Here is a 26,013-nt window from a genome sequence, read left to right as displayed (position 1 = left end):
GGCGAAATCTTTCATTATTTACAAGGGAACTAAGAAACCGGTCAAAGTTGCATAGGAAATTATTACCAATAAAGCGTGAGTGACAGGAAGTCATCTTTTTCACTTCACAAAATCCTATCAAGCGATTTTGCATAGCGTCAGCTAGATTGAAGCGTACAAGATGTATTGGACTCCCCACTCTTATATTAGAAATAGTTATTATCTGCAATTTCGATCCTCTTTTTTAGTTCCTTTGGTTTTATAAAATAGGTGACTCCAAGTATGTTAACCTTAGCTATTTTCGGCGTTCTAATTTTTCTTTTGTTGATTAATGTACCAGTTGTTGTGGCCATTGGTCTGACATCAGTCATATTTTTTGTTGGGCTTGGTGATGCGCGTCTATTAGCAATGCTACCTCATCGTATGTATTACGGCACAACAGGTTTTACTCTGTTAGCAATTCCATTTTTTATTTTGGCCGGTAATTTAATGAATACCGGCGGGATCACCGATCGTATTTTCCGCTTTGCACAGTCAATGGTGGGTCATATTTCTGGTGGTATTGGTCAAGTAAACATTGTTGCAAGTGTTATTTTTTCGGGTATGTCAGGCTCCGCTGTTGCTGATGCTTGCTGGTTTAGGCCAGATAGAGCATAAGGCCATGGTTGACCAAGGTTATGATCCTGCTGACTCGGCAACACTTGTGGTCGCTTCTTCAGTTATCGGTCCCGTTATTCCTCCGAGTATTCCTTTTGTTTTATACGGCTCAATTACCAGTGTTTCCGTTGCACGTTTATTCTTAGCTGGTTTTATTCCTGGTGTGATGATGGCGTTGGGGATGATGATTGCTTTGGGTATTTTAGCAAAACGTAAAAATTATCCCTGTGCAGATAAAAAAGAATCATTTAAAGAACGCTTATCCGCTTTTAATGGCGCATTTTGGCCTTTGATGGCACCAGTGATTATCGTTGGCGGTATCATGAGTGGCTTTTTCACTCCAACCGAAGCATCGGTTGTAGTGTGTGTGTACGCAACAGCACTTGGCTTTTTTACCGCGATTTAAAGATCAAAGAAGTACCAGGTATTATTTATAAATCCATTGCGCAATCGGTCAGTCTGCTATTTATTATTTCTGCCGCTAACTTCTTTGGATGGTTAATTATTCACCAGAAAATTCCAGATAGTGTTATTGAAACACTAGTTGGTTATGGGGCAACGCAATCAATTGTTATGTGGATTGTTATTGGTGTTGTGCTAACTATGGGATTATTTTTGGAAGGTAATGCTATCTTCTTGATCACGCTTCCATTGTTCATGCCTATAGCAACTATGTTTGATATTGATTTAGTGAACTTTGGTGTGGTAATGGTACTACTGATCATGATTGGTAATTTAACACCACCCGTTGGTATGTGTTTATTTGCCGTAGATAGTTTTGCAAAAGTGGGTATGCCTGCCTTGGCTAAAAGGGTATGGCCATATTTATTAATGATATTCTTAATTACAGTATTAATTGCGTTTGTGCCAAGTATTTCACTGTTTTTACCTAATCTAATTATGGGAGAAATGTAATGGTTTCGTTATTTAAAACGGTTGATATTTGGGTTCAGAAAACACTACGTTTTATTGCAATGACGATGTTTTCAGTTCTGGCACTTTTATTGATTGCTAATATTTCTTTACGTCTTGTTAATGATCTTATTCAGTTTTTAACCGAGAATGGCATGGAAGGAATGGCTAGTTTAATCCAAAGTGTGGTGACGATTAACTCTTTTTATTGGTTTGATGAAATTATTGAGCTTTGTTTTGCCGCACTTGTTTTTTATGGTCTCGCTGACCTATGGTGTTCAAAACTTCACTTTTCAGTGGGAGACTGGATCAGTCCACGTATTAAAAATGTTCGTATAAAACACGTTTATAAACTGTTGATTCTGATTATTTCTGCTACCTTTATGGCGATATTATTTTGGTATTCAATGAAGTTAACTTTAAGGACGAATCAAGTCACTACTGCCTTTCAAATTAAACAGTGGATCCTTTATTCCTGCGTTCCTGTTTCTACGTCGATTATGCTGATTTATTCCGTTGTTGATGTCATTGTTGAAACAAAGAATGTTATCAAAGGTGGTACTGAAGAGGCGTAATATACAAACTTAGCAATATTCACTTTTACTTCATTGACCTCGGGTATTTGAAAAATATCCGAGGTCTTTTTTTATATGCTTTAGGTGAATGATAAAGCAATGGATAACATAATAGGAAGGGTGATAACGCAGAGGAAATTGCTAAATAGCACCATTGAAGCGACTTTTTCTGGTTCTAAATCAAAACGTTCTGCCATCATATAATTCATTACCGCAGGTGGAAACATAGTGAAAAGTAACATCATTTGTAAATGGAGCGTCGAAAGAGGGATAAGTAGGTAGATTAATATAAACGCAATGCCACCTGTTAAAATAGATAACCCCGTACTCCATAACCCTATTTTTAATCCACTCAAACGTATATGACACATTTGTGCACCTAGTGCGACTAGCATAATCGGAATGGCCGCTTGTCCAAGTAATGATGTGGCATTATATAAAGGTTCCCAAATAGCGATACCAAATAAATTTAACCCTAATGCTAAAACGGCCGCAATAAAAATAGGCATACGTACAACTTGTACAAGAGGGTTACCTTTGCTGATAAGTGCTAATCCAACACTAAAATGCAGGCAACTGGATATTACAAAGAGCAATACTGCTGGGGCAATCGCCGTTTCGCCAAAGGCATAGGTGAATAGCGGAATTGCCAAATTACCACTATTTCGAAACATCACTGGTGGTGTCCATACCTTATATTTCAGTTTAAAAAAATAACAGATAGGTAACATTAATAAAGCGGGAATAAAAATAGCTAATAATGAAGCACTTAATAATGGGATCTGTTCAACATCCAGTGGCATGATAACTAAAGAGGAAAAAACTAATGCTGGTGCAAATGCATCGATATTGAGTCGATTGATTGGTTTAAAATCGGGCTTTAACCAAAGTCCAATGCATAAACCCACCAAGACTAAGCTTAAAATGGGAAACAGTATACTGACAACTTGGTTTAACATGGGGTTCCTTAGGAAATGCTTGTTATATTGTTGATTGTAAAAATGTGCCATCAATGATCAATAATTTAACGCCATTTTCTGTTTTTGAACGATGACTGCTTAAGTTATCAGAAACGATGTACGACATGCCTTTAGTTAGTATTGATTGAGTACCATCTTTGAGCTCATTAATCACTTCACCCTCAAGACAGTAAACAATATGGCCTTTTTCACACCAATGATCAGCAAGATAATTTTTTGAATATTCAACTAACCGAATGCGTAATCCTGAAAATTCTAATGATTGCCAATATGCAATACCCGTTTCGCCTTTGTGTTCGGTACGCGAAACATTTTTCCAGTCTATGGTATGAAACGGAATCTCTAAATTTTCCATAATGGCACCTATTTGTATGATAATTGATGGGGCTGTATTGCTATAGTATTTTCATAAAAATTAATATTTATAATCTAGTATTGGTTTTGGAGTACTATTTTTTACTATTGATTTTCAACAAGATTATTACTTAATTTTTATAAGACAATATTATATAAACAATACCAAGAATAATAATTTTATCAAAGGTATATGCACTATTATTAACGATAAACGAAGTAAATTTTAACTGACTTTAAAATACATTTTCAGCTTAATAAGTTGATAATAATAGTCTGCATTGAAGTGCACATTATTCTATGCCAGTTACCTTTCAAGATGCACCAATTTAGCGCGACAGAGGTTTTTTTGGGGTTGTTCTTGTTATTAAATTGAATCGATGAGATTAACTTTTGATTTTAAATAAATTATTTTTAGCAAGGTAGTTGTAACCAATCAGCTTAATGGGCAATAAATAGAGTACTTCCCTTGCTAATGATTGATTGTAACTATCTGATATTCATTGTTATTTTGGTTAAGTAAAAATTTATAAATTAAAATAAGCAATTATTGCCATGTTCACCTACAATCATGCCTGCCTTAAATCATCTTTTACCATTGGCGTATTTTTTGCTTTGCCTTTGCATGTTGGTAATCATTCAGGTAGCAAGTCATGTTTGATTGTCGCTACTTTCGATGCTTTAAGATGATTTAATATTTTTAACATACATAAAAAGGTTCAATATGATGTCTACCAAAATCCAACATACTATTTTTGAAGATGCACAGGGGTTGCTTATTGGGACATTACTGGTCGCGCTTGGTATTACCTTTTTTAAAACATCTGGGTTATTAATTGGGGGCACAGCGGGCATTGCATTTCTTGGACAGTATGCGACCAGTTTTTCCTTTAGTGAGATATTTTTTGTTATTAACCTGCCTTTTTATTACCTTTCTTATCAGCAATTAGGATGGAAATTTACATTTAAAACATTTGTATCTGTTTTTCTATTATCCTTTTTTGTTGAATATGCTCCTTCATTTATGCAATTTAGTTTATTAGAGCCTTTGTATGCGGCTGTCATCGGTGGATTGCTGGTGGGCTCTGGTTTACTGGCATTATTTAGGCATGAAGCAAGCTTAGGTGGTCTGACTATTCTTGCGCAATATTTAGCGCAAAAAAGGCATTTCGATTGGTAAATTTCAAATGATGGTCGATTGTGTGGTTGTTTTTCTCGCCATTTTTATTGTCGAATGGGAGGCGATTATCTTATCAATTATCGGAGCCGTTTCTTATAACTTAATTTTGGTCATTAATCATAAACCTGGGCGTTATAGTGCACGTTAACGAATGACTAAAATTATTGCTATGGTTTATTTTTGTTACAATAGAGACCCTTTAGTTAACTCAGCGGACCAAAATGAAAGCTAATTACTCTCTTAATGATTTGCGTTGCTTTTGTATTATTGTGACCCTTGGGAGCTTTAAAAAAGCATCTCAAGAATTAGATATGCCATTATCGACTTTAAGTCGTCGGATAAGAGAATTAGAAAAAAGTCTACAATTAAGGTTATTAAACAGAGATGCTCACCGTGTCACGCTTACTCATATTGGCGGTGAATATTATCGTCGTTATCGAGGTTTATTTGATGAGTTGGAATGCATTGAACGAGACCTCAGCGAAGAAAAGCATCAACCTAAAGGCAAAATAAGAATAGTCGCCCCCATTTATTTGGGAAAACATTTTTTAAGTGAAATTTTTTGTGATTTTTTATTACAATACCCAGACATACAATTAGATTTACGTTTTTCAAATGAATTAATTGATCTAGAAGGGCAAGGTATTGATATTGCTTTTAGGACAAGAAATCCAACAATAGATAATTGGATCGTCAGACAATTACAGTCTACTCATAACATTCTATGTTGCCATCCAAATCAAGATATTGACTATATTACTCATCCTGAGCAACTCGATGAATTACCTAAGATAACAAGTTTTCGCTTAATCCCATGGCGTCTGGAAAATCAATTAACGGGTGAAAAATGCGTTTATCATCCAACAAAACTAGTGCGCCTTGAAGTGGATGAAATTCAGATGATGACCTATGCACTTAAAACAGGGATCGGTGTTAGTTATTTGCCTGATTATATTGCCTTACCTATGATTGAAAAGGGAGAAATTAAACGCTTTCTCCCTGATTGGCAAAGTGAAGGGCAGGGATTCTCTATGCTTTATCGTGATAGAAAAAACATTCCCCACCGTGTTAGGCTTTTAATTGAACATACTCTGCAACATTTTACTGGCTTAAACGTAAAATAAGAATGCCTATAAGGGTCGCTGTTAGGCCTAATACCTCCTGGCGACTAAAGGATTCTTTTAAGAAAATACGCGAATAAAGTAAAATAATTAAAACATTCATGGCCGCAATTGCTGAAACTAGTCCTGTGGTACCAATGGCAAAAGCGGATAAAATTGCAGTCATACCAGCCACATTAGAAAGTCCAATTAATAAACCAATGGAGAATGTTTTTAAATCTGACCAACGTGGCCGAGTGTCATTTTTATCTTCAATGACATCGTTGCGTTTTATTAACCAGTTAGCGACAAATAGTAAACTGCCACAACCAAACATTAGTGTTAATGTAGCAAAGGTATCAGCTTCAAGACGCGTTGATTGTTTGCCTAATAAGTCATTAAATGCAAAGAATAAAGCGACCAGTAACCCCCATTGTGCACCTTGTAAGTTGCTAAAGGATATATCGTTTGAATATCGGATGGTATATAGCCCTGCAAAAATAACAATAAAGCCAATTAATTGTTGGGTGGTTAATGTTTCATTCCAAAATAAAAACGCTAATATCACGACAAATAAAGGTGGTAACCCTGATAATATACTTATCAGTGACGCTTTCCCCACTGAAAAACCTTTGTGTAAAAATGCATTTGCAGACAAAGGAGCCAAGCCCCAAGGTTAAACCAACACAAACATCCGTCCATGCATACCACTGTTGCTCCAGGATATACATAGCCAACGAACTTATTACAAAACCAATAAAAAATACACCAAATAACATTAAGTTACGGTTCATATTCCGTTGTGATGTCCATTGATACATTATTCCTCGCGTACCAAAAAATGTTGCGGCTAATAATGAATAGATGATCCACATGTTTATTCCTTTAAAGTTGTCTTTTTGTGTGATGGAGATTGTTATTATTTTCTCACAATCTTGTTAAGTATTATGTTATTTTTTCAATTTAAATAACTAAAAATTGAGTTGTATTTAATGGCAATTTGCAAAGATGAATTACCTGTATTCACAGAGCTTTTATATGAGCTCCTTTGAGCACCCATATCATCTTTTCGTGTATACGAATACGATATGAAATGAGAGAAATTGTCGTATAATAGTTATTCTTTTTCGCTATCTTTAAAATACTTCGTAAGATATTTAATACTTGTTCATGCCCTTGAGTTAATAAATTAATCATTTCAAAGGGAGTAGAAGCATTTTCCACTGGATTCATTGACGTTAGCATAGAATCAGTTTTATATGTCCAGGAAACAGGTATATCAAGTTCTCTCATGTGTTTAGCAATATTGCCAATGGCAGTCGCTAATTCAGTATATTGATATTCAAACATCATGTGTAAAACAGGGTTTTGTAACCTTGATACATTCCAGAAATAATTATGGGTTTGTATATATAAGGCGTACGAATCTTGTAAAAGTTGTTTTAACTTAGTTGATAATTCTGTTTTGGTTTTTTCGTTGATAGCTATTAGTATGTCAGCCATTATTTTCTCATATTCGTATAGCAAAGTTCACAGGTTGAAACGTTATTAAAAAATATTTAATTTATCGATAAAGCTCGCCTGATCTTTCTGGCTGATAGATAATTTCTTTAATTTTAACTTTTATTAATCCTCCTCCTGGTTTAGGCCATTCGATTTCATTACCTTGAGAAAGGCCAAGTATTGCACTTCCTACAGGGGCAAGAATAGATATTTTCTCTCCACTTGAATCAATATCTTTTGGGTAAACAAGTGTTAATAGAAACTCATCTTTGGTCGAAGTAACAGAAAACTTAATTGTTGAATTCATTGTCACTATGTTTTCAGGGATTTCAGTAGGAGCGACTATATTGGCTCTCGCTAATTCATCTTCTAGACCTGATAATGCACTTAACTGACTTTTGGGTAATGATTCAATTAATGTATGTAATCTATCCGAATCAAGTGATGTAATAGTTATTTCTGGTTTGTTCATTATTATCTCAATAAAAAAATAAGCCTCTAGTATATTGACTTTAATAATATTAGAAATGAGCATAAATAAAATGTTAAATACCAAAAATGGAATTTATGTTTTGTAAGTATTGAATAATAACTACGCTGTTAACTTAAAAAATTTAAAGCGGGTGTTTTATCTTAAATTAATAGCGCTTTATTATTTGCTTTGTTTAAGTACAAGTCTTGTAAATTGTGTTTCCTTTACAAGACTTACAATATGTATACCCGTTACCACTCGAGATGCTTTGTTCAGTTGCTAGCTCGGACTGCAAGGCAAGGCGCGACATGATGACCTATCGAGCGATTAACTACGTTAATCCTCTGTCGGTAGATGTAAAAACAAGTATTTACATCTTAAATGGCTAGCCCTTATCAAGTGTTGCAACGCAGAATTGCTTTTCGAGCTAGCGACCCGCAGGGCAAGTTTTGAGGCAAGTACCTTAGTTGTTAAAAAGTCTTGATTGAACCCGTTAGGTCTTCAACTTTTTGCCTAGAAGCTACTCACCTCACAACTTGCTGAACTTTGCATCTTGAATGATAACGGGTATATTTCTGTTTTGATTGATCACAAAGTTAGTGGAATTGATACAAGTTAAAGGTAAAACCACCAATAACTGCCATGCTAAAAATAACCATTAAAAAGGCTAATAGTAGGGGCCAATAAAATAGACGTTTAAGTAAGATCACTTCAGGTAAACTCGCACCTCCACTGCCAATTACTAAAGCAATTATGGCGCCGATACTGACTCCTTTTGCTAAAAAGGAAGCGACTAGAGGTAATAAAGCGGTTACGCGAATATAAAGCGGAATGCCAATGAGGGCGGCAGTTGGTACGGCCATTGGGTTATCTGCTCCTGCAACGTCAGCAAAGAATTCTGCAGGTACAAAACCATGAACAAAGGCGCCAATTAACATTGCAATTAGCATGTATGGAAACATTGAAAGAAACAGAGACCATGATTCCGACCAAGCTTTTTTCCAGATTGATGGGGTTTGCTTTTCAGTACTACTACAACACTCTGTTTGTGTTTTTTCGCTAGCATCACAACACTCTGTTTGTGTTTTTTCGCTAGTATCACAACACTCTGTTTGTGTTTTTTCACTGGCATCACAACACTCTGTTTGTGTTTTTTCGCTAGCATCACAACACTCTGATTGTGTTTTTTCGCTAGCATCACAACACTCTGTTTGTGCTTTTTCGCTAGTATCGCGACATTCGGTTTGTGATTTTTCGCTAGCATCACAACACTCTGTTTGTGATTTTTCGCTAGCATCACAACAAGCTGTTTGTTGTTTATTCTCACTGGCGTTATTGCTTTTAGTGACTTTTGTTTGGATCATTTCTTTTTTAATGTAACGTTCAAATCCAAAATGTTGTAACAATATGCCTGCAATAACAGATGCTGTCAGTGCAAATGCGGCATATAGCAAGGTTGCTTTGAATCCTAAAACAGGAATAAAAAGTGCAATGATAATAGGGTTTAACAAGGGAGAGGTGAATAAGAAAGTCATTGTTGGCCCAAAACCCGCTTTTGCTTTTAATAAACCAATTAACATTGGGATAGTGGAGCAACTACAAAATGGGGTGATAGCCCCCATAGACTGCCGCAGTTAAATAACCGCGCCCATGTCGTCCACCTAAAAGACGTTGAATCCTTTCTGCTGGCAGTTTTTGATTTATTAAAGCGACTGCATAACTGATGGCAATAAATAGCACCGTGAGCTCAAGCAATAATTGTATGAACATTTCAGCACTATTGATTAACATTGTTTGATTGTTTGGGTCTGCCATAAAATTGGTTATATATTCGTACATAGCTATTTATTCCATATTTCTAAGATGGTGGAATTATTTTCTTTAAAAATATCTGTACTGTCAATATATTTCTAGTATTATGGAAATATATTAAACGAATATGGAAACAGAGATGGAATTAGAGATTGCGGCTAAGCGTTTAGCGGAATTAGGACATACAACACGACTAAGTATTTTTAGATATTTAGTGCGAGGTGGGCGAAATGGTGTGCCTGTCGGTGAAATACAAGTGGCGCTTGCTATTCCAGCTTCTACCTTATCTCACCACATTAATCGTCTTGTTTCTGTAGGACTAGTTGTGCAAAAGCGTGATGGTCGGACCTTGTTTTGTATTCCTCAGTATAATGAATTAACCGGTCTCATCGCTTTTTTGGAAGAAGAATGTTGTGTCAACGAATGTTGTGATTGAATCCCTGACACAGCAATATTAAGCGAATTCTTTTTCAGTCCTTGCCATGCTTTCCCTTAAATCATCTTCTTTTTTGAGCATAGGGGGCACAATCACTAAAAAATAAACGATAGCAAAAATCATGGTTAATACATTTGAGAAGAACATAGTATACCAAACGCCACTTTCCGCGATGGATGGCATGAAATAGTAGAACATAAGTATACCTGGGATCCTTAGTCCCCAAAGACGTACAACATTAATAATTAGTGTGAAAATGGTTTTTTGGAAGCTATTAAATACGCCCTGTAAGGTATGTAAAATCGCCCAAGGGATTGCAGTCCATCCGACTAATCCAACATAATCGATAACAAGTTGGTAGGTAACAGGATCATCCTTGGTTAAGAAATGCGCTATTGGATATTTAATCAATTGAATAACAATGGCTGCAAAAATACCAAATAAAACAGTATATAACATGCCTATTTTAATGGTTTCTTTGACCCTATCAATTGATTTTCTTCCCCAGTTTTGAGCTAATAAGGGTTCTAATCCATTGCCCATTTCCTTTGCAGGAAAGAACAGTAACGAGTGAATTCGATTACCAATAGCAAATGCGGCTACGGCTTGATGACTGTATTGAATGATAAAAATATTAAGTACTAGAAAACCAAAATGAGCACTTGCTTGAGAGAGTGATAAGGGCACACCTACTTTTAATAATCTTTTCCAAATCTCAATAATAGAAAATTGTTTTGCAGTTCGCCAACCAATCTGAAATTCATGCTTTTGTCTTTTATATAAAAACAAAATAATAAGCATTTGAATAACATTAGTTATTAAAGTTGCATAAGCTAAGCCATCAATTTCATAGTTAAAGACATAAATAAAGAGGGCATTTAGCACGGTATTACAGACAACTCCTCCGATTGCAATATTAGAGATAACTGACATTTTTCCCTGCGATTTAAACAGGGTAACGTAGAGCTGAAAAATTAAGATAATAGGCAATGATAAAAACAGTATTCTTGAGTAAATCAAAGATTGCACAAAAAGCTCTGCGGTCACGCCTGCTAATTCAAGTAAAACAGGTAGTAGAATAAATCCGGGTATAGAGAATATTAACGATAATGAAATAACAACTAATCTTAGTTGCGTGGCATAGGCAGAGGCTTCTTCTGGTTTTTGCTGACCTAACAAGGTCGCGATAATACTCACTCCACCTCTAATAACACCTGATGCTAAGGCTTGAAGCATGATAAATAATGGCGTCACAAAGGCAATCGAAGCAACTTCGACACTGCCTAGTCGTGAGGCAAAAATCATATCAATAAAACCGTAGGATGTGGTTACAAGACCAGCAAGCATAACTGGGACGGTCATTTTAATAATCAGATCTTTTATCGGTTCGTTATGTAAGTCTAGTGCTGGTTTCATTGTTATAATCGTCCATATAAGGCCCTGGTATCAACCTGAAAAAAGTTAATGTGTTTTAAAACTTGATACTAGCTTGTGTTATGTGTGCATTAAGCAGAAGAAAGAGATTTCATTTTCATCGTAAAAAGTGATATTTGGCGAGAGGGAAATGGTAAAAATTTTCCTTATGCAAAACTATTTAGTTTGTTGTCTTTCAAGGCGAGTAATACTCGCCTTATTTTGCTCATTTATCTTAAAAAGGTACTGAGTCAGGATCCTTCGCACTACCACATCTGCCTGTCAGATTGGTTAACATAGCAACATCCGTTTCTTCTAGCTCAAAGTCAAAAATTTCGGTATTGGCCAGTGTTCTTGATTCAGTAATACTTTTGGGTAAAGGCAAAAATCCCATTTGCAAACTCCAGCGAAGTGCTATTTGAGCTACATTTTTATTGTATTTTTCTGCTAATTCGCTGATTTCTTGAACCTCAAAAATCAATCCCTGTGCGAGCGGGCTATAAGCTTCTAGCAAAATATTATATTGTTGGCAGATATCGATAGTTTCAGTATCAATACAGCCAGGGCAGAGTCTAATTTGATTGATTGCCGGTGTGATAGTCGCAGTTTTTAATAATTCATTGATATGTTTGGTTTTGAAGTTACTAATACCGATCGCTTTTATTTTTCCCTGTTGATAATAGCTTTCAAGCGCTTTCCACACATCATGATTTCTTTGTTGCCAGTTTTCCCTAAATGCTTTAGGGCTTGGCCAATGAATTAACACCAAATCGATATAGTCCAATTCTAATTTATCAAGAGAATCATCGAGGGACTGTATGGTGCTTTCAAAGTTACCTACTGAGTTCGCTACCTTAGTGGTAATAAATAATTCTTCACGCTGAATGCCCGCTAATTTGATAGCTTTACCAACACTTTCTTCATTGCGATAACTTTGTGCTGTATCAATATGTCGGTAGCCAATCTGTAGTGCTTTAATAATGGCTTGTACACCCAATTCGTCGTCGGGAGTTTGAAAAGTGCCATAACCTAGTTTAGGGATCTTGATACCATTATTTAATTTATATGTTGATTCTATATTCATAATACTTCCTTTTAAACTAATTGATCATCGATAGCATGTGATGATCATTCCTTGTTTTAGTATTATATTTATTTCTTAAGTAATGATAATCTAGCTTAAATGTAAATTACTTTTACTAGGTGGTAACAATGAAGTGGCAGGGCATTAATGAATTTGTATCGGTGGCTGAATCTCAAAGTTTTTCATTAGCGAGCAAGAAACCTTGGTATTTCCACAGCGCAGGTGAGTCGTCAGATTTCTGCGCTTGAGAAGCGTTTACAGGTAAAGTTATTTTATCGAACTACACGTAAAGTCTCTTTGACCGAGGAGGCACAAATCTTTTATCAGCATTGTCGTCATCTATTAAATGATCTTGAAAGTGCAGAACAGGCTATCACAAATTTACAAAGTATCCCGCAGGGTACTATAAAGCTGACAGCTCCCTTGATATATGGCGAGCAAAAAATATTACCCTTAGTGAATGATTTTTTATTGTTATACAAAGAAGTTGAAATTATTTCTGAGTTAACTAATCAACGAGTTGATTTGATTGAAGCAGGTTTTGATATTGGTATAAGACTTGGCAATCTTGAGGATTCCAGCTTGATTGCTAAACGACTGGGACAACGTGAAAATTATGTTTGTGCTTCTGTCGATTATCTACAAAAACACGGTGAACCTAAATGTTTAGCTGATCTTAAACATCATAATTGTTTATTAGGTACGCGCGATTTTTGGCATTTTACTGAGCAGGGAAAAGAAAAAAATATTAAAGTGAAGGGCAATGTGCGCTGTAATAGTGGCGTTGGTTTACTTGATGTCGCCTTGAAGGGAATTGGATTAGTACAATTATCTGATTACCATGTGCAACCTTATATCCAATCTGGGCAGTTAATTAGTATTCTTGATAAATATAGAGATCCCTCTGCGGGAATTTGGGCGGTGTATCCACAAAATCGATATCTTTCACCCAAAATTCGTTTATTTATTGATTATTTGGCAGATCATCTAAACTGATTTCAACAACATCGCCTGCTTGCATATTATCAATATGAACATCTCCTATTCTAACTCTTACCAGTCTTAAAGTTGGAAAGCCGACGGTCGCTGTCATTTTTCTTATTTGGCGATTTTTACCTTCACTGAGAGTAATAGATAGCCAACTCGTTGGACCATGTCTTGGATCTCTAATTTTTCGTCCACGCATAGGCAGTTTGGGTTCATCATCAAGCTCAAAGGATTTACAAGGTAACGTTAGGTATTGCTCGCCATTGACCGTAATTTCAACACCGTTTTGTAAGGTAGAAAGCGCCTGTTGATTAATCTCCCCATCAACTTGCACGTAGTATTCTTTTTCGATATTTTTATTTCTAACTTGGTAACTCATCATGCCGTCGGTAGTGAGTAATAGTAATCCTTCAGAGTCGTGATCTAGACGTCCAATTGCCATAATATTATCTGGAAAATCATGTAATTCTCGAAGTAAGTGTTTTTTCTTTCTAGGTTCTTGTACAAATTGACTTAAGAAACCAAAGGGTTTAAAAATTTTGAAATGTTGGTGAGAGGGCATCGAAGAAAGCCTTAAGTATTTTGCATATAAAAGTATAAAACTGATGTACGGATTCTAAATGCGCAACTTTCATCATGCAATGTTAATGTTAATTGGCTATCTTATTATTTTTAGTATTTAGCATCTTAGGTGATCAAAACAATGAATTATCAGGAACGTTTTTATCAATTATTACATTATATTGATGAGCATATTGATGAAGAGCTGACGGTTGAACATTTGAGTGACATTGCTTGCTTATCTAAATACCATTTTCATCGCCAGTTTTCAGCGCTTTTGGGCATCACTGCTTTTGCATACATTAGACAAGCGAGAATGAAACGCGCCTGTTATCAATTAGCTTTTAAGAAACAAATGAAAATTATTGATATCGCTCTGATCAATCGTTATGAAAGCTCGGAAGCTTTCTCTCGCGCCTTTAGTCAAGCAATGGGACAAAGCCCATCACAATTTAGAGAAAATCCACAATGGGCGAAATGTAATGAAAAAGAGCAACAAGTTAAGCGTTCAAAGGCTCAAATGATGCAATTAAAACAAGCGAATAAATCCAAACATTCGGTGGAAATAGTTGATTTTGATGAAATAACAGTGGCTTCACTCATGCACATTGGTCCTATTGAGTTAATTACACACTCTATTCAATCTTTTATAGAGTGGCGAATAGAAAACAATTTACCGCCAACTAAAAGTAGAACATTTAATATTGTTTATGATGATCCTGCTGTTGTAGAACCTGAAAAATACCGTTGTGAGTTATGTGTTTCGATTGACTCAGATGTACACAATAATAAATATGGCATAGTAAGTAAAACTATACCGGCGGGGCGATGTGCACGTATTCGTCATATTGGTAGTGACGATGGAATAACAGAAACTATTAGTTATTTATATTCTCAGTGGTTAGTAAATAGTGAGCAGGAACTACGAGATTATCCTTTGATTTTTGAGCGGATTAATTTTTTCCTGATGTATTAGAAACACAATTAATAACAGATATCTATCTGCCTTTAAAATAAGTTAATAAAGGGATTATTATGCTTAAATATAGAATTTTTATAATCAGGTTAATGCTTGTTTTTCCGCTTTTTTCGATGCTTAAACCTGTACAGGCAAATCAAATGGAACAAACAGAATCTACATTTTTTTCGTTGAAAGAAATAAAAGAAGCACCAAGAAAAACGCCTATGCCACTGCAATATATACAAGCGAGTGATGAAACTTCTTTGGCCTTTCGGGCTTACCTGCCTGAGATAACCAAGGCTGTTTTAATTTTTTATCATGGCGGAGGAGCACACAGTGGACTTTCATATCAGCATATTGGTGCGGGTTTAAGTGAACAGTTTAATACTGCGGTATACACTCCGGATATAAGAGGGCATGGTAGTTCTGGTGGTGAGAGAGGTGATGCACCGAATGATGAACAGGTTTGGGTGGATATTAACAGCATGCTTCAATATGTGCGTTCGTTGCATAAGGGTATTCCTGTTTTTATTGGTGGCCACTCTTCGGGGGCGGGGCTAGTACTTAATTATGCATGCTGGGAGGAAAGTGAAGCAGTCGAGGGTTATGTTTTTGTTGCACCTTTTTTTGGTTTTCGTTCTGAAACCGCTCATGATAAAGGACAAAGTGATGTTGAATTTTCAACGGTAAAGGTTTCCAGTTTTGTTATAAACAGTTTAAGTGGAGGGCTTTTTGCTGGTCATTCAAAAGCGGTTCAATTTCATTATCCACAAAGTGTATTGCAAGAAAACCCGGAAATAGTGACATTTAATACGGTGAATATGTCCAAGTCAGTCACTCCTTATGCACCTGATAAACAGTTATCAACATTAAAGCAGTTTGGACTGTGGATTGGTGATAAAGATGAAGCCTTTGATCCTGACAAAATAGTGAAGTTTGCAGATCAAAACAGTGATACAAAAGCCAATAAAGAAATCATTAAAATTGATGAGTTAAACCATTTTTCAATTCTAATCGAAGCATCAAAATATATTGGCCCGTGGATAAATAATGTTGTCGAATAATGTTTTTAAAAATTTTGCCTTTTTATTTGGTCGCAGTTAAAAAATATCTAATAAACGTATATCAATCACTAATACCGCATTAGGGCCAATACTACTGCGGTTTCCTCTTTTGCCCCAGGCTAAATCTGCCGGGATAACAAATTCATACCGTGAACCCAAGGTCATATATTGAAGCCCCTCTGTTAATCCGTCTATCGCTTCCTCAACAGTAAATTTTTCAGAACTATTAGTTTTGTAGGTATCAGCAATCACTTTACCGTCTGTTAATAAAATACGCTGATGAACTTCAACACTGTCATTGATAGTCGGATGTGCATTGTCCAGTTGCTTAATCACTCTGTACATTAACCCTGAATCGGTCATTATCACATCTGTTTTTTGTTGGTATTTATTTAAAAAGTCTTCACTGCTTTTTCTATTTTGGCCTGCGGAGCCTTTACCACTTCTTTTTTCTTTTTTACGTGCCATGTTTATATTCCGATACAGGTAGTTTTAACTTATCATTTTTTTGTGCCGTGATAATAACAAATCTAAATGTGACCTTAAATGTGTCAAAGTGTGTCAAAACAATATTTTGTCACAAATGCTTACAATCTTTCTCTTTTTAGACAAACTATCGACAAATGAATCTGTTTTAATAACACCATAAGTAAACACAAATTAACTATTCACTATTTGGAGTTCATTATGGAAAACAAAACAATTAGCGCAATCATACTTGCAACGACACTTTCTTTTGCAGGTGCTTCCTATGCCGTAGCTGATAATCAACAAGGGATGAAGAATAACCAAAACTGCGTTAATCAATCAGAACAAATGAAAGATAACCAAAACTGTAACAAACAAGCTGGTGAGATGAAAAAGAAACACGGAGATAAGCATAAGTTTGCCAAGAAAGGTAAAGGCAAACATAATGGTAAACACCAAGGTAAGCGTAACCAAAAAATGGCTTTTGCAAAATTAGACTTAAGTGCAGAACAAAAACAACAAATTAATGAAATCATGAGTGCTGTGAAAACAGAAAAGCAGAATGCAAGATTGGCATATAGAGCTTCAATGCAAGTTTTAATGGTGAATGAAACATTTGATGTTGATGCCGCTAAGTCATTAATGACTGCACAGCAGGCTCAAAAAGAAGAAAGTCGTTTAGCAATGATGAAAGCAAAACATCAAGCCTTTCAATTATTAACCGATGAACAAAAAGCAAAATATAATGAGTTAAAAGAAAAAGGTAAGAAACGTCATAAACGTTAAGTATTAAGTGTAAGATTAATCTTCTAGCCTACATTTTTATGTAGGCTTTTTTGTTTTGTAAGAGTGCGATTATTAACACACTAAGTCTCTAAAATTTTTCTAGCTCAAAGTCCATAAGATTGATACCAAAGGTATTATTAGGATGTGAGGTTTTGATGTAATATTTATTACCCTCTTGATCATTACTGTCGCGAAAAAGATCAACTATGCGTTGCGCCTGAGGTTTTTTGTTTTTATCGAGGATTAAAACCACACGAGGTTTGGTTTTCCATTCAGGGTTAACGGATAAAACAATACCAACCTCACCATTACTCATTTCCACCATACTCGCTGGTGGATAGATACCTAACCATTGTATAAATTGTTTCACTAAGGCTTCATCATAGTGACTACCAGCTCCTTCATACAAGATTTTTTGTGCTTTCATCGCAGTACGACCGCTTTGATAACAACGATCATTAGTAATCGCATCATAGCTATCTGTGATAGCAATTAACTTTGCGTAATAAGAAATTTCAGGCCCAGTTAAGCCCTGTGGGTAACCTGAGCCATTCATTCTTTCATGATGGCTATAGGCGACATGAGCAACTTCATGGTCGACATTACCTTGTTTCATAAGGTATTCAAATCCATAATCTGGGTGCAACTTCATTATTTCAAAGTCTTCCTTGGTGAACTTACCTTCCTTATTAAGTACTGATAGTGGTATTTTTATTTTTCCCACGTCATGTAATAGACCACATAAACCAATTTTTTCTACTTCTGCCTTTGTGTGGCCTAAATAGCGAGCAAAGGCAATGGATAAAATAGTGACATTGAGCGAATGTTCCGATGTATAGGCATCACGTTTTTTAATGAGGGTGTACCAAAGCAGTGAATCTTTATTATCAAAAATACTGTCGACACAATCTTCGACGGCTTTTTTAGACTCATAAATATCAATCTCATGGCCTAGCTTTAAACGTTCTAGCGTTTGGTGAATATTTTGGCGGGTATTTTGATATACATTACTTGCACTTTTGATTTCTTCTTTATTAAGATTTTGTGTGACTGTTGTTTTATATTTTCGTAATTCTATCTTCGATTCATCTTTAGAAAGTTTGTAGGCAAGAGAGGTAACAGAGTGTTTTTCAGGTACAAATTCATCAAGGGAATAATCATAAAGCCCTGATTTTTTATCGATATACACATATTTACAAATTTCAGAAACTTGCTCTATATCTTCTTTACTTTTTATTTCAAAGCCTTGGATAAGAAAAGGAGTGCCTAACCAAGGCCGATCTAAATCAGAAATAAACATGCCAATTTTAAGTTGATTGACGGGTACATAATACCGGTTCCGATCGAACATGAAACCCCTTAGAAGTATTTTTAAAATTAAAATGATGATGCTTATATTTACTAATTTTGATTTAAATACTGCTATTTTATGATTTAAATCAATTATAGTTGATTATAGTTAAATATAGATCTAAGTGAAGTCAATTATATGTGATTTTGAAGATCAGATCGAATTTGTGATCATTCAGCTTGTTTTTTAATCGACTAGTGCTGGTTTCTTATTACTTAAGTATAAAGATATTCAATTTTTTAAACATAGAGACTTGAAAAATCACAGAGGAATACCTTTTTATGATTAAAAAGACGGGCATATGCTTCTGAAGGTAAGGTTAATGCGAGGTGTATCAACACGCCTCATTGCCGGTAAGCAATGTTGCCAATATGTTTGTGTCGTGCCACTCATTACTAGTAGACTGCCGTGTTCTAGCATTAAGGCTATTTTTTGTTTGCTTTCTATATGTCTAAAGTAAAACTTCCTTTCTGCACCTAAACTTAAAGAGGCGATAGCGCCATGTTTTTTTAGATCTTTTTCGCCGTCACTGTGCCAAGCCATGGCTTCAGTGCCGTCATGATAAAGGTTTAATAAACAGGAATTAAAGTGCTCTCCTGTTTCTTTTTCTATGATGGATTTTAATTTTAATAATTCTTCGGTCCAGGGCAGGGCTTCTTTGGTTACATTTGAATAGGTATATTGAAAAGGACGTTCTCCATACCAAGCGACTTTACGTTTGGTGGTAATTTTTTTGCCATAGATAACTGCACTGTCATGTTGCCAATCAATAGAAGTCAGTAGTTGTTCGAAGTAATGTTCTGCTTCGGGAAAGGAAAGTAATAATCCATAATATTTTACTATACCTTGTTGAGGTAACATGTTTTCGGGTTGAGATATTTTTTGACTGAATAAATCCATTTTTATCCTGAGTTGATTTGTTTTTATAAATAACCGCATGTTGTGAAACAATGTTAAAATAACCGCTTAATTTAAAAATTACAATCCATCTCCTTTCTCAAATACAATTGAAATATCAATTTAGGAACTCTTTAAGAATGAAAAAACTGCTTATTATTGGTTATGTTTGGCCAGAACCTAATTCCTCTGCCGCAGGAAGCCGTATGATGCAGTTGATTACTTTTTTCCAATGGCAAAATTATCAAGTCACCTTTGCCAGTCCTGCACAACTAAGTGAGCACATGGTTGATTTAGAGGCTAGCAATGTCTCAGTCAGTGAAATAAAGCTTAATTGCACTAGTTTTGATGGTTTTATTCAGGAATTACAACCAGATGTTGTCATGTATGACCGCTTTATGATGGAAGAACAATTTGGTTGGCGAGTCATAGAGCATTGTCCTCAAGCATTACGTTTACTTGATACTGAAGATTCATTTTGCCTACGTCATGCGCGTCATCAGGCTTATAAACAGGGCAGAGAAATGAATAATGGCGATATACTCAGCTCGGACTTAGCGCAACGCGAAATTGCGTCAATCTTTCGTTGTGATTTAAGTCTAATGATTTCAAAACATGAGATTGAATTATTACAAAGCCTGTTTAAAGTCGATGCAAGTTTATTGCACCTTTGTCCTTTTATGCTCTCTGATGAACTGTTAAATCAAGTTAACCCGAGCTACCAAGAACGTAATGATTTTATGGTAATTGGTAACTTTAGACATGCGCCAAATTGGGACGCTGTTTTATGGTTAAAACAACAAATTTGGCCACTCATTCGCAAGCAAATACCCGATGCTAAATTGAATGTTTATGGTGCTTATCCTCCTCCTAAGGCAACTGATCTTCACGATGAAAAATCAGGTTTTTTAGTAAAAGGTTGGGTTGATGACGCGATTTTTGCAATGCAATCAGCAAAGGTATGTATTGCACCACTGAGATTTGGTGCGGGTATTAAAGGCAAGTTAGCAGAGGCAATGATTTGTTCAACGCCTTCGGTGACAACCAATATTGGTATCGAAGGTATGCAAACTGATTTAGTTTGGCCTGGCATGGTTGCTAATGAAGCCCAGCAGATTGCAGATGCGGCGGTTAAGCTTTATCAAGATGAAAAAATTTGGAAACAATGCAGTGATCTCGGGCCCAAAAATGCTTCAATTTTGTATCAACAACAAGTTGCCTTTGATGCATTAAAAGACTGTTTAAATGTGATAATAGAAGACTTAGCTATCCATCGACAGGCTAATTTTATTGGTAGCATGCTCAATCACCATCATCATAAAAGTACGAAATATATGGCGCAATGGATAGAAGCTAAAAATCAAATAGAGCCAAAAATAAAATAGGATAATGTTTTATCCTATTTTGTTATTCATTATTTTTGCTTTTTTATTATTTCTAATAAAGTTTGTTTAAATGTTTCTTGTGGCTGAGCACCTGTTAACGCACTAGTGCGATTAAAAACAACGGTTGGCACACCGGAAACCCCCATTTGTTTCCATTGTGCTTCGAGGTTTTTAACACGGTTTTTAATTTCTACATTGGCGAGAGTCGCCTGTGATTGAAGTGTCGAAATGCCAACTGCTTGTGCTTCTTGGATCAATACTTCAGGGTTAGAAATATCTTTTTGTTCAGTAAAGAAAGCAGAAAAGAAACGCATTTTTAATGCCATCTGTTTACCAACTTGATGTGCATAATCTAAAAGAATATGTGCATCTAGGGTATTAACGATTTTCATACCATCAAAATAGTTAAATTCGAAGCCATAGTCAGCACCTAATTTTGTTAGGTCTTCCCTGGCGCGATCACTGTCTTCTCTCGATGAGCCGTATTTTCTAGCAACGTGAGCACGTAACTCTTCACCTTCAGCTGGCATATCAGGATTCAGCTGAAAGGGTTGCCATTCAATTTCAATCTTATCTTGCAAATTCAATTCTTCAATAGCGACTTTGTAAATGTTTGTAGCCAATGATGCACCAAGGGCATACAACATCAGAAATGATATCTAATTTAATTTTTTCGTTCATTGTGAACCCTTTATTTTTTAATTTTAAAAATTGCTAGTTTAAGGCTTTAGGGCTTTAGGGCTTTAAGGCTATAAGGCTATAAGGCTATAAGGCTATAATTCATTGTGGCCTTATGGCATTCCGGCTTTATGGAATTCCGGCCTTATGGCATTTCGGCCTTATGGCATTCCAGCTTAAGGCTTTATGGCTTTAGGGCTAACACCTTATCAATATCTTCCGCGCTGTGACGATTTTCAAGGTGTTCCCAATCTTCGCCCCAAGTTCGATTTATAATACGCCCTCGTTGGAAGGCTGGTCGCTCTTCCAAGGCTTTTGCCCAACGTTGAACGTGTTTATATTCATCAACCTGCAGGAACTCTTTTGCTTCATATAAGTTGCCTAAAACAAGGTTGCCATACCAAGGCCAAGTTGCAATATCAGCAATACTCAATTCGTCACCACCAAGGAATTCATTGTTTGCCAGTTGCTTATCTAATACATCTAACTGACGTTTAGCTTCCATTGTGAAACGGTTGATTGGGTATTCAAATTTTTCAGGCGCATAAGCATAAAAATGGCCAAAACCTCCACCTAAATAGGGGGCTGAACCATGTAACCAGAATAACCAATTCATCACCTGTGTGCGTTTAGCGCCATTTTTAGGCAATAAGGCATCAAATTTTTCTGCTAGGTAAAGCAAAATAGAGGCAGATTCAAAAATAGGAGCATTATCTTCACTTGAAATATCTACCAGTGCAGGAATTTTAGAGTTAGGATTAATGCCTACAAAGCCTGAGGAAAATTGATCACCTTCACCAATTTTAATCATATGCGCATCGTATTCGGCATCTTTTCCGAGTGCTAATAATTCCTCTAACATGATAGTTATTTTTTGACCGTTTGGTGTGCCCATCGAATACAGTTGTAATGTATGATCACCAACAGGTAATGTTTTTTCATGGGTTGCACCGGAAACAGGACGGTTAATACTCGCCCATTTGCCACCACTTTCTGCATCATGGGTCCACACTTTTGGTGGTTGATATTGCTCTGTCATTTAAATACTCCTAAAAATTGTTAAATTGTTTTATCAAAATTTTGTGGAAACAGTGCACGTCGCGACTTGCTCATCAAAATCAGCTTTAAAGCTAATATCTTTACCTATATCTCGTGCTCGGATTGTCGCCGGGCGACTATTAATATTTTCAAACCAACGCTTTAAATTTGGGTAAGGCGCTAATCCTTCGTCACCCAATACCACCGTTGCTTTATCAATCCAACCCCAGGCTGACATATCTGCAATTGAATATTCATTGCCGACTATAAACTCTTTATCTGCTAAATGAGAGTCTAGCACTTCATAGTGACGTTGTGCTTCACGTAAATAACGGTTGATAGCATAAGGAATTTTTTCAGGTGCTCCTCGACTAAAGTGCACACATTGACCTGAAAATGGGCCTAAACCTGTACCTAAAAACATTAACCACGAAAGGAATTCACCACGATCTTCACTTTTTCCTGCAAATTGACCTGTCTTCTCTGAAAGGTAAAGCAAAATAGCATTTGAATCAAATATGCGAATTTCATCATCTTCTATGGCTGGTGTTTTAGCATTGGGATTGATTGCTCGGAAGGCTTCGGTATGTTGCTCCCCTTTTAATGTATCAACGGGTACTAGTTGATAAGGTAAACCCGTTTCTTCTAGGAAAAGGGCAACTTTCATGGAGTTAGGTGTTTGGTGAAAATAAAATTTGATCATGGTTAAGTATCCTAATGTAAATAAAGACTGTAAATAAGCATGTTGTTGCTTCCCTTAAACTAAAAGGGAAGCTATTTGTTTTGTTTTACTTTTTAGTCCAAGCAAAGTCTTGAAACATTGGATCAACGTCTGTTTCAGCAATATGGTTAACGTAATTACTGATCACTTTTTGTGATAAACCAAGAATAATTTCTAGTACTTGTTGATGGCCATATCCAGTCGCAACAAATGCACTTAAATCACTTTCTGAAACATTACCTCGGTTACGAACAACGCTTAATGTCATGTCTTTTAATGCTTGTAATTTTTCTGTCGGTAACGTTTCTTCATTTCTTAGCGCTTCTGTAATCGCCACATCAACATTCATTGAATGTGCAATTGCAGTATGTGCAGGCACACAGTAATGACATTCATGTTCAACGTTAATTGTTTGCCATACCACAGTTAGTTCTTCTGCATCAAAAGAAGTTTCAGTAAATAACTGATGTAGTTGTGTGTAGGCCTTTAGAAGTTGTGGCGATTCAGCCATTACCGAAAATAGTCCGGGAACAACACCCATTTGCTTTTGTGCACCTTCTAAAATTGCTTTACTTTCTGCTGGTGCTGTTTCTACTGTGTGTAATGTAAATTTGCTCATTGTTTAACTCCGATTGTTATGTTTTTACTATTATTTTCATGTAATAGATATTTATGAAATAAAAGAGATTCGATCTAATTTCTCTCGTTGATGTTGTTCACTATAGAATGATTTGAACGATCGTTCAAGCTTTATTTTGAGCGATCGTTCAAGATTGTGTGAGAATGTCAAACTTACAACTTTATGCTTTACCTTATGATTATCACAAACTATAATTGAACGATTGTTCAGGAAGTTGTGGTAGGAAGATATTATGGTAAAAACAGCAAAATTTGATCGCCAAGAGGTGATAGATAAAGCAACCAACCTGTATTGGCAAAAAGGTTTTCATGCAACCTCTATGCGCAATTTACAAGATGCAATTGATATGCGTCCTGGCAGTATTTATGTCGCATTTGGCAATAAAAATGGTTTGTTCAAAGAAACCTTAAGAAACTATACGGATATGAGCCTTAGCAATTTAAAGCAATGCCGAAGCGAGTATGAGTCACCAATTGAAGCTTTAAAAATGTTTGTCAAAAAGCAAGTAATAGGCACTCAAAATGACGCTCCAAATGGTATGTGCATGTTGGCGAAAACCATTGCTGAATTAACCAGTGAAAATCAAGATTTAATCGATATTACTAAATCATTTTTAGGTGAGATAGGTGCTCAATTTGTAAAAGTAATTGAAGATGCTCAATTATTAGGTGAAGTGGAAAGTAGTAAAAATGCTGAAGATTTAGCAACACATGTGCAGATACAAATAGCGGGTTTGCGTACCTATGGAAAAATAAATAATGATAAAAATAAAATGGATGAGTTGATTAACGATATTTTTACTCACTATCCCTTTAAATAAACCACTCTAAAAATCGAGGTCTTACTCCTATGAATCAAAACGTCATTTTGTTCGATATTAATGAAACCGTTCTAGATTTAAGTGCTTTAAAACCTAAGTTTAAATACTATCTAGGCGAAGATAGTTATATGGATACTTGGTTTTCTATGTTATTGCATTCATCAACTGTGTGTATGATCACCGACGTAAAAACCGATTTTAAGTGTTTGGCAAAGGCTGCTTTGGATGCTTTATCGGGAAGATTGAAAATAACACTTTCTCAGGATGATTGTGATGATATTATTGGTACCCTAGCAAGTTTACCTGCACATAATGATATTAAACCCGCTTTGCTTAAATTACGTGAAGCTGATTTTAAGCTTGTTGCTTTTTCTAACTCATCACTGGCTTTGCTGTCATCTCAACTTAAAAATGCTCAATTAGAGTGTTTCTTTGATGAAGTTATCTCGGTAGAAAGTGCAGGTACCTTTAAACCGTCTCAGGAAGCCTATCAGTTTGCAGTGAAAAAGTTTAATGTACCTCCTTACTTTATTCGTCTGGTTGCAACACACGACTGGGATACGCATGGCGCATTGAGCGCTGGTTTAAAAGCCGCTTTTATCGATAGACTCGGTTATCCGTATAATCCTGAATATCAAAAACCAAATATTATTGGCAATACTATGGATCAGATTGCCGAGCAAATTATATTAGCACGAACAATTTAAAAGCTATTTGAGGTTATTTTCAAACACTTTAGCAAGCGCAATAAAAGTGGCCATGTCTTGCTCTCCAACCCCTTTAATCATTTGATTAAATACTTTTTTCTATTTCCTTAAATTTTTTAATTGATTCATGACCTCTCTCTGACAAGGATAGAAGATGACTTCTGCCATCATTTTCATTATGTGTTTTTAATACCAATTCTTGATTGACGAGTTCTTTAATTAAGCGGTTTATTTGTGCTTTATCACGTCCCATAAATGCCGTCATTTTCTGTCCGGTACAATCATTAATCATGGAAATCATTTTTAAAGACTTTAAATGCATTAAGGATAAATCTAAATCTGATTGTTTTACTTGTTGATTAATTTCGTGCTTGAGCCTGTGTAACAAATTAAAGACGGCTTCACTTATTTCCATTAACGCTCCTAATGTTAAAAATTATGTTAAAAAAACTTTAAAATATAGTTGACAATATCAACCAAAATAAAATATAG

General features: G+C 35.8%; 28 protein-coding genes and 4 pseudogenes. 14 read left to right on the top strand and 18 right to left on the bottom strand.

Annotated elements, in window-relative coordinates; genetic code table 11:
- The first annotated feature begins 261 nt into the window (after window positions 1-261).
- The 3 genes and pseudogenes from ACLKMH_RS19420 to ACLKMH_RS19410 all read left to right on the top strand — a co-directional run bounded on the left by ACLKMH_RS19420 (window position 262) and on the right by ACLKMH_RS19410 (window position 2,123).
- Window positions 262-636, top strand: coding sequence for a TRAP transporter large permease subunit (locus ACLKMH_RS19420; protein ID WP_413699586.1), 375 nt, complete (start codon window positions 262-264; stop codon window positions 634-636).
- Window positions 605-1,551, top strand: a pseudogene (locus tag ACLKMH_RS19415) (TRAP transporter large permease). The gene ACLKMH_RS19420 and the pseudogene ACLKMH_RS19415 overlap by 32 nt, the downstream one beginning before the upstream one ends.
- Entirely contained in the window at window positions 1,551-2,123 is a 573-nt protein-coding gene (locus tag ACLKMH_RS19410; protein ID WP_413699585.1) for a TRAP transporter small permease, read from the top strand. Before ACLKMH_RS19415 ends, ACLKMH_RS19410 begins: the two are co-directional and overlap by 1 nt.
- 80 nt (window positions 2,124-2,203) lie before the next feature.
- Here ACLKMH_RS19410 and ACLKMH_RS19405 read toward each other — a convergent pair whose 3' ends face one another.
- On the bottom strand, window positions 2,204-3,082 hold the full coding sequence (locus tag ACLKMH_RS19405; protein WP_413699584.1) for an AEC family transporter: 879 nt from the start codon (window positions 3,080-3,082) through the stop codon (window positions 2,204-2,206).
- Window positions 3,083-3,104: 22 nt separating this feature from the next.
- Window positions 3,105-3,458 (bottom strand): DHCW motif cupin fold protein, encoded by a 354-nt coding sequence (locus tag ACLKMH_RS19400; RefSeq protein ID WP_413699583.1) that lies wholly within the window; start codon window positions 3,456-3,458, stop codon window positions 3,105-3,107.
- 554 nt (window positions 3,459-4,012) lie between these two features.
- On the opposite strand from ACLKMH_RS19400, the gene ACLKMH_RS19395 reads away from it, so the two are divergent.
- The 3 genes and pseudogenes from ACLKMH_RS19395 to ACLKMH_RS19385 all read left to right on the top strand — a co-directional run bounded on the left by ACLKMH_RS19395 (window position 4,013) and on the right by ACLKMH_RS19385 (window position 5,761).
- A complete protein-coding gene (locus ACLKMH_RS19395) occupies window positions 4,013-4,147 on the top strand; it encodes a hypothetical protein (protein WP_413699582.1) in 135 nt (44 codons plus the stop codon).
- Window positions 4,148-4,181: 34 nt separating this feature from the next.
- A pseudogene (locus tag ACLKMH_RS19390) lies at window positions 4,182-4,785 on the top strand (YitT family protein).
- A gap of 73 nt (window positions 4,786-4,858) precedes the next feature.
- Entirely contained in the window at window positions 4,859-5,761 is a 903-nt protein-coding gene (locus ACLKMH_RS19385; RefSeq protein ID WP_413699581.1) for a LysR family transcriptional regulator, read from the top strand.
- Here the strand turns inward: ACLKMH_RS19385 and ACLKMH_RS19380 are convergent.
- The 5 genes from ACLKMH_RS19380 to ACLKMH_RS19360 all read right to left on the bottom strand — a co-directional run bounded on the left by ACLKMH_RS19380 (window position 5,739) and on the right by ACLKMH_RS19360 (window position 9,551).
- Window positions 5,739-6,395, bottom strand: coding sequence for a DMT family transporter (locus ACLKMH_RS19380; protein ID WP_413699580.1), 657 nt, complete (start codon window positions 6,393-6,395; stop codon window positions 5,739-5,741). The two genes, ACLKMH_RS19385 and ACLKMH_RS19380, sit on opposite strands and share 23 nt — an antisense overlap.
- Window positions 6,396-6,760: 365 nt before the next feature.
- Window positions 6,761-7,240: a Dps family protein gene (locus ACLKMH_RS19375; protein WP_413699579.1), complete on the bottom strand. Its 480-nt coding sequence runs from the start codon at window positions 7,238-7,240 to the stop codon at window positions 6,761-6,763.
- A 61-nt stretch (window positions 7,241-7,301) separates the two neighbouring features.
- Window positions 7,302-7,712: a nucleoside diphosphate kinase regulator gene (rnk, locus tag ACLKMH_RS19370; RefSeq protein WP_413699578.1), complete on the bottom strand. Its 411-nt coding sequence runs from the start codon at window positions 7,710-7,712 to the stop codon at window positions 7,302-7,304.
- Between the two features lie 596 nt (window positions 7,713-8,308).
- Window positions 8,309-9,334 (bottom strand): permease, encoded by a 1,026-nt coding sequence (locus ACLKMH_RS19365; RefSeq protein ID WP_413699577.1) that lies wholly within the window; start codon window positions 9,332-9,334, stop codon window positions 8,309-8,311.
- The gene (locus ACLKMH_RS19360; protein WP_413699576.1) at window positions 9,309-9,551 is read right to left on the bottom strand and encodes a hypothetical protein; all 243 of its coding nucleotides are present in this window, start codon (window positions 9,549-9,551) and stop codon (window positions 9,309-9,311) included. Before ACLKMH_RS19360 ends, ACLKMH_RS19365 begins: the two co-directional genes overlap by 26 nt.
- 112 nt (window positions 9,552-9,663) lie before the next feature.
- Here ACLKMH_RS19360 and ACLKMH_RS19355 point away from each other — a divergent pair, with 112 nt between their 5' ends.
- On the top strand, window positions 9,664-9,960 hold the full coding sequence (locus ACLKMH_RS19355; protein ID WP_413699575.1) for an ArsR/SmtB family transcription factor: 297 nt from the start codon (window positions 9,664-9,666) through the stop codon (window positions 9,958-9,960).
- Window positions 9,961-9,978: 18 nt separating this feature from the next.
- Here ACLKMH_RS19355 and ACLKMH_RS19350 read toward each other — a convergent pair whose 3' ends face one another.
- On the bottom strand, window positions 9,979-11,376 hold the full coding sequence (locus ACLKMH_RS19350) for an MATE family efflux transporter (RefSeq protein WP_413699574.1): 1,398 nt from the start codon (window positions 11,374-11,376) through the stop codon (window positions 9,979-9,981).
- A gap of 232 nt (window positions 11,377-11,608) precedes the next feature.
- Entirely contained in the window at window positions 11,609-12,457 is an 849-nt protein-coding gene (locus tag ACLKMH_RS19345; RefSeq protein WP_413699573.1) for an aldo/keto reductase, read from the bottom strand.
- Between the two features lie 128 nt (window positions 12,458-12,585).
- Here ACLKMH_RS19345 and ACLKMH_RS19340 point away from each other — a divergent pair.
- Window positions 12,586-13,453 (top strand): annotated as a pseudogene (locus ACLKMH_RS19340) (LysR family transcriptional regulator).
- Here ACLKMH_RS19340 and ACLKMH_RS19335 read toward each other — a convergent pair.
- Window positions 13,422-14,006, bottom strand: coding sequence for a pseudouridine synthase (locus ACLKMH_RS19335; RefSeq protein ID WP_413699572.1), 585 nt, complete (start codon window positions 14,004-14,006; stop codon window positions 13,422-13,424). The pseudogene ACLKMH_RS19340 and the gene ACLKMH_RS19335 overlap by 32 nt on opposite strands.
- A 141-nt stretch (window positions 14,007-14,147) precedes the next feature.
- Between ACLKMH_RS19335 and ACLKMH_RS19330 the strand changes: the two genes are divergently transcribed.
- Window positions 14,148-14,981, top strand: coding sequence for an AraC family transcriptional regulator (locus tag ACLKMH_RS19330; protein WP_413699571.1), 834 nt, complete (start codon window positions 14,148-14,150; stop codon window positions 14,979-14,981).
- A 143-nt stretch (window positions 14,982-15,124) separates the two neighbouring features.
- Window positions 15,125-16,030 (top strand): alpha/beta fold hydrolase, encoded by a 906-nt coding sequence (locus ACLKMH_RS19325; protein WP_413699570.1) that lies wholly within the window; start codon window positions 15,125-15,127, stop codon window positions 16,028-16,030.
- 36 nt (window positions 16,031-16,066) lie between these two features.
- On the opposite strand, the gene ACLKMH_RS19320 is transcribed toward ACLKMH_RS19325, so the two are convergent.
- Window positions 16,067-16,498, bottom strand: coding sequence for an FKBP-type peptidyl-prolyl cis-trans isomerase (locus tag ACLKMH_RS19320; protein WP_413699569.1), 432 nt, complete (start codon window positions 16,496-16,498; stop codon window positions 16,067-16,069).
- A gap of 219 nt (window positions 16,499-16,717) precedes the next feature.
- Here ACLKMH_RS19320 and ACLKMH_RS19315 point away from each other — a divergent pair, with 219 nt between their 5' ends.
- The gene (locus ACLKMH_RS19315) at window positions 16,718-17,284 is read left to right on the top strand and encodes a Spy/CpxP family protein refolding chaperone (RefSeq protein ID WP_413699568.1); all 567 of its coding nucleotides are present in this window, start codon (window positions 16,718-16,720) and stop codon (window positions 17,282-17,284) included.
- An 88-nt stretch (window positions 17,285-17,372) separates the two neighbouring features.
- Here ACLKMH_RS19315 and ACLKMH_RS19310 read toward each other — a convergent pair whose 3' ends face one another.
- Both ACLKMH_RS19310 and ACLKMH_RS19305 read right to left on the bottom strand, forming a co-directional pair.
- Window positions 17,373-18,635 carry an HD-GYP domain-containing protein gene (locus tag ACLKMH_RS19310; protein ID WP_413699567.1) on the bottom strand — a complete coding sequence of 421 codons (1,263 nt, stop codon included), beginning with the start codon at window positions 18,633-18,635 and terminating at the stop codon, window positions 17,373-17,375.
- Window positions 18,636-18,920: 285 nt separating this feature from the next.
- Window positions 18,921-19,535 (bottom strand): alpha-ketoglutarate-dependent dioxygenase AlkB family protein, encoded by a 615-nt coding sequence (locus ACLKMH_RS19305; protein WP_413699566.1) that lies wholly within the window; start codon window positions 19,533-19,535, stop codon window positions 18,921-18,923.
- 137 nt (window positions 19,536-19,672) lie between these two features.
- On the opposite strand from ACLKMH_RS19305, the gene ACLKMH_RS19300 reads away from it, so the two are divergent.
- Window positions 19,673-20,917 (top strand): glycosyltransferase, encoded by a 1,245-nt coding sequence (locus ACLKMH_RS19300; RefSeq protein WP_413699565.1) that lies wholly within the window; start codon window positions 19,673-19,675, stop codon window positions 20,915-20,917.
- A gap of 29 nt (window positions 20,918-20,946) precedes the next feature.
- Here the strand turns inward: ACLKMH_RS19300 and ACLKMH_RS19295 are convergent, their stop codons facing one another.
- The 4 genes and pseudogenes from ACLKMH_RS19295 to ACLKMH_RS19280 form a co-directional block, all read right to left on the bottom strand.
- The gene (locus tag ACLKMH_RS19295; protein WP_413699564.1) at window positions 20,947-21,540 is read right to left on the bottom strand and encodes a DsbA family oxidoreductase; all 594 of its coding nucleotides are present in this window, start codon (window positions 21,538-21,540) and stop codon (window positions 20,947-20,949) included.
- Window positions 21,541-21,779: 239 nt separating this feature from the next.
- A complete protein-coding gene (gene yghU, locus ACLKMH_RS19290; RefSeq protein WP_413699563.1) occupies window positions 21,780-22,634 on the bottom strand; it encodes a glutathione-dependent disulfide-bond oxidoreductase in 855 nt (284 codons plus the stop codon).
- Window positions 22,635-22,654: 20 nt separating this feature from the next.
- A pseudogene (locus ACLKMH_RS19285) lies at window positions 22,655-23,336 on the bottom strand (glutathione S-transferase family protein).
- 85 nt (window positions 23,337-23,421) lie between these two features.
- Window positions 23,422-23,973: a carboxymuconolactone decarboxylase family protein gene (locus tag ACLKMH_RS19280; protein ID WP_413699562.1), complete on the bottom strand. Its 552-nt coding sequence runs from the start codon at window positions 23,971-23,973 to the stop codon at window positions 23,422-23,424.
- A gap of 253 nt (window positions 23,974-24,226) precedes the next feature.
- On the opposite strand from ACLKMH_RS19280, the gene ACLKMH_RS19275 reads away from it, so the two are divergent.
- Together ACLKMH_RS19275 and ACLKMH_RS19270 are read left to right on the top strand one after the other, a co-directional pair.
- Entirely contained in the window at window positions 24,227-24,814 is a 588-nt protein-coding gene (locus ACLKMH_RS19275; protein ID WP_413699561.1) for a TetR/AcrR family transcriptional regulator, read from the top strand.
- 29 nt (window positions 24,815-24,843) lie between these two features.
- Window positions 24,844-25,521 carry a haloacid dehalogenase type II gene (locus ACLKMH_RS19270; protein ID WP_413699560.1) on the top strand — a complete coding sequence of 226 codons (678 nt, stop codon included), beginning with the start codon at window positions 24,844-24,846 and terminating at the stop codon, window positions 25,519-25,521.
- An 85-nt stretch (window positions 25,522-25,606) separates the two neighbouring features.
- Here ACLKMH_RS19270 and ACLKMH_RS19265 read toward each other — a convergent pair whose 3' ends face one another.
- Window positions 25,607-25,936: a MarR family winged helix-turn-helix transcriptional regulator gene (locus ACLKMH_RS19265; protein WP_413699559.1), complete on the bottom strand. Its 330-nt coding sequence runs from the start codon at window positions 25,934-25,936 to the stop codon at window positions 25,607-25,609.
- Window positions 25,937-26,013: the final 77 nt, after the last annotated feature.

Origin of the sequence: Psychromonas sp. KJ10-10, from assembly GCF_047323245.1 — a bacterium.
Lineage (GTDB): Bacteria > Pseudomonadota > Gammaproteobacteria > Enterobacterales > Psychromonadaceae > Psychromonas.
Note: the sequence above shows the minus strand (reverse complement) of the source record. Positions and strands in the feature narration are given on the sequence as shown.

Excerpts from the sequence above, each read along its gene's own strand:
- ACLKMH_RS19420 (WP_413699586.1), top strand. The coding sequence starts at position 262 with ATGTTAACCTTAGCTATTTTCGGCGTTCTAATTTTTCTTTTGTTGATT.
- ACLKMH_RS19410 (WP_413699585.1), top strand. The coding sequence starts at position 1,551 with ATGGTTTCGTTATTTAAAACGGTTGATATTTGGGTTCAGAAAACACTA.
- ACLKMH_RS19405 (WP_413699584.1), bottom strand. The coding sequence starts at position 3,082 with ATGTTAAACCAAGTTGTCAGTATACTGTTTCCCATTTTAAGCTTAGTC.
- ACLKMH_RS19400 (WP_413699583.1), bottom strand. The coding sequence starts at position 3,458 with ATGGAAAATTTAGAGATTCCGTTTCATACCATAGACTGGAAAAATGTT.
- ACLKMH_RS19395 (WP_413699582.1), top strand. The coding sequence starts at position 4,013 with ATGTTCACCTACAATCATGCCTGCCTTAAATCATCTTTTACCATTGGC.
- ACLKMH_RS19385 (WP_413699581.1), top strand. The coding sequence starts at position 4,859 with ATGAAAGCTAATTACTCTCTTAATGATTTGCGTTGCTTTTGTATTATT.
- ACLKMH_RS19375 (WP_413699579.1), bottom strand. The coding sequence starts at position 7,240 with ATGGCTGACATACTAATAGCTATCAACGAAAAAACCAAAACAGAATTA.
- rnk (WP_413699578.1), bottom strand. The coding sequence starts at position 7,712 with ATGAACAAACCAGAAATAACTATTACATCACTTGATTCGGATAGATTA.
- ACLKMH_RS19365 (WP_413699577.1), bottom strand. The coding sequence starts at position 9,334 with ATGGGGGCTATCACCCCATTTTGTAGTTGCTCCACTATCCCAATGTTA.
- ACLKMH_RS19360 (WP_413699576.1), bottom strand. The coding sequence starts at position 9,551 with ATGTACGAATATATAACCAATTTTATGGCAGACCCAAACAATCAAACA.
- ACLKMH_RS19355 (WP_413699575.1), top strand. The coding sequence starts at position 9,664 with ATGGAATTAGAGATTGCGGCTAAGCGTTTAGCGGAATTAGGACATACA.
- ACLKMH_RS19350 (WP_413699574.1), bottom strand. The coding sequence starts at position 11,376 with ATGAAACCAGCACTAGACTTACATAACGAACCGATAAAAGATCTGATT.
- ACLKMH_RS19345 (WP_413699573.1), bottom strand. The coding sequence starts at position 12,457 with ATGAATATAGAATCAACATATAAATTAAATAATGGTATCAAGATCCCT.
- ACLKMH_RS19335 (WP_413699572.1), bottom strand. The coding sequence starts at position 14,006 with ATGCCCTCTCACCAACATTTCAAAATTTTTAAACCCTTTGGTTTCTTA.
- ACLKMH_RS19330 (WP_413699571.1), top strand. The coding sequence starts at position 14,148 with ATGAATTATCAGGAACGTTTTTATCAATTATTACATTATATTGATGAG.
- ACLKMH_RS19325 (WP_413699570.1), top strand. The coding sequence starts at position 15,125 with ATGGAACAAACAGAATCTACATTTTTTTCGTTGAAAGAAATAAAAGAA.
- ACLKMH_RS19320 (WP_413699569.1), bottom strand. The coding sequence starts at position 16,498 with ATGGCACGTAAAAAAGAAAAAAGAAGTGGTAAAGGCTCCGCAGGCCAA.
- ACLKMH_RS19315 (WP_413699568.1), top strand. The coding sequence starts at position 16,718 with ATGGAAAACAAAACAATTAGCGCAATCATACTTGCAACGACACTTTCT.
- ACLKMH_RS19310 (WP_413699567.1), bottom strand. The coding sequence starts at position 18,635 with ATGTTCGATCGGAACCGGTATTATGTACCCGTCAATCAACTTAAAATT.
- ACLKMH_RS19305 (WP_413699566.1), bottom strand. The coding sequence starts at position 19,535 with ATGGATTTATTCAGTCAAAAAATATCTCAACCCGAAAACATGTTACCT.
- ACLKMH_RS19300 (WP_413699565.1), top strand. The coding sequence starts at position 19,673 with ATGAAAAAACTGCTTATTATTGGTTATGTTTGGCCAGAACCTAATTCC.
- yghU (WP_413699563.1), bottom strand. The coding sequence starts at position 22,634 with ATGACAGAGCAATATCAACCACCAAAAGTGTGGACCCATGATGCAGAA.
- ACLKMH_RS19280 (WP_413699562.1), bottom strand. The coding sequence starts at position 23,973 with ATGAGCAAATTTACATTACACACAGTAGAAACAGCACCAGCAGAAAGT.
- ACLKMH_RS19275 (WP_413699561.1), top strand. The coding sequence starts at position 24,227 with ATGGTAAAAACAGCAAAATTTGATCGCCAAGAGGTGATAGATAAAGCA.
- ACLKMH_RS19270 (WP_413699560.1), top strand. The coding sequence starts at position 24,844 with ATGAATCAAAACGTCATTTTGTTCGATATTAATGAAACCGTTCTAGAT.
- ACLKMH_RS19265 (WP_413699559.1), bottom strand. The coding sequence starts at position 25,936 with ATGGAAATAAGTGAAGCCGTCTTTAATTTGTTACACAGGCTCAAGCAC.